The sequence below is a fragment of the Prosthecobacter sp. genome (assembly GCF_014879935.1).
Lineage (GTDB): Bacteria > Verrucomicrobiota > Verrucomicrobiia > Verrucomicrobiales > Verrucomicrobiaceae > Prosthecobacter.
On the sequence record NZ_JACSRD010000004.1, the window covers coordinates 1 to 1,583 of the forward strand.

Sequence of the window (1,583 nt, forward strand, 5' to 3'; positions counted from 1 at the left end):
TCAAGCTGAAGCCGGAGATCATCCCGGAATACAAGCGCATCCACGCCGCCGTCTGGCCCGAGGTGCTGAAGGCCATCCGCGATTCCAACATCCGCAACTACACCATCTTCCTCAAGGAGCCGGAGAACATCCTCTTCGCCTATTGGGAGTATCACGGCAGCGACTTCGACGCCGACATGAAGAAGATGGCCCTGGTGCCGCGCATGCAGGAGTGGTGGAAGATCACCGACCCGATGCAAGAACCCTTCGAGATGCGCAAGGAGGGCGAGTGGTGGGCAGAGATGGAGAATGTGTTCCACACGGATTGAGCATCGTCTGCAGACCCGCCTTGAGCCCTCTACCGCTGAAGGAGCAAGTGCGGTCCGCCGACAGATGATTGCACAAGGAGGCTGGGAATGCGGATTCCTATTGCACTATTGATCGGCACGTACGTTGCTCTGACTGTGGTTGTCCAAGCGGCAGCGGACTCGGAGTGGCAGGACCTCTCCAACAGCAGGCTTGGATGTTCTTCTGTCGACGTCCGAATTGATGCGCAGCTGCTCGCCGCCAGCGGGAAAACGGCTGCCGCCGACAAGCTGCTCACGGACAAGCTCCGCTCGGGAGAGTGCAGGATGCTGCCGGCGGGGAAAGTCCACATCGAACGCACATCGCCGCGAGATCAAGTTCCGTTACAGTCCTGCGTCAGACCCAACGGATTCAGCGCATGCTGGTGGGTTCCGGAGGAATATCTGAAGTAGCAAGGTCCTTCGCCTGCTAAGGCGAAACCTCGAAAGCCTGTGAAGATCCCCATCCGATGAAACGCGGCGTTCCCTGGCGCGTGACGACTTGAAGATGGGCTCCAGAGCGATCCAGCACGTCGACAGTTTCACTTTTCTGAAGTCTGAGGCATGCGGGGTTCGAGCCTCCGAAGTATTGGGCGATGCCCTGCCTGTCCTGTGCATCCCAGCGGGCCTGTGCGTCGTTCAGATTCGCAAGCGAGGTGCAGAGGGTGATCTCTTCCCTGGCAACCTGCGGTCCGGCGTGGGCAGATGCCGTCAGGAGGAAGGAAGCGCAGATTGCGGCGACCTTCGCTGCTCTGGCAAAATGACACGAACCCCGGCTCACCTCCTGCTCCCCACTACTGGCCCTCGGCCTCGGTTCCGAAGGTCGGACCGCTGATCCGCGTACACACACCCTCGAGCGCCCGTACACCCTTGGCGGTCTTGATCATGTTCAGGATTGCTCCAGTGTTGCGGTTGATCTCGACGCTTTGTTCCGCTGGCGCGCCATCGTCGCTGTAGTGCGCGATGCCTTCGATCAGCGTGTCACCGGTCGATGCGACAAAGGGGGATGCAAGACCCTCCTTGGTCATTGTTCCAGTCAGGTCGCTGATGGGATCGTAGATGAATTCGGTGCTGCCGGAGATGGTCTCGGACTGGAGGGTTTTCATGTCAGTGCTGCGCTGCCACTCACATTTCATGCGAAGGAGCCCTTCGATCTCCGCTGCCGAGAGCGATGCCGGGGCCAGCGTCACCACGGCGATTGTCAAGGCCCTCATGATCATGCGCATTGTCCCGATCACCGCCGCGTCGACCGACTGGCCG

2 protein-coding genes are annotated in these 1,583 nt (G+C 60.1%); one reads left to right on the plus strand and one right to left on the minus strand.

Annotation, left to right across the window (positions count from 1 at the left end):
• The first annotated feature begins 5 nt into the window (after window positions 1-5).
• A complete protein-coding gene (locus IAE77_RS00040) occupies window positions 6-308 on the plus strand; it encodes an L-rhamnose mutarotase (RefSeq protein WP_345780939.1) in 303 nt (100 codons plus the stop codon).
• Between the two features lie 809 nt (window positions 309-1,117).
• Here the strand turns inward: IAE77_RS00040 and IAE77_RS00045 are convergent.
• Window positions 1,118-1,583 (minus strand): hypothetical protein (locus IAE77_RS00045; protein ID WP_294219606.1); only part of this gene is annotated, 466 nt, incomplete at its 5' end.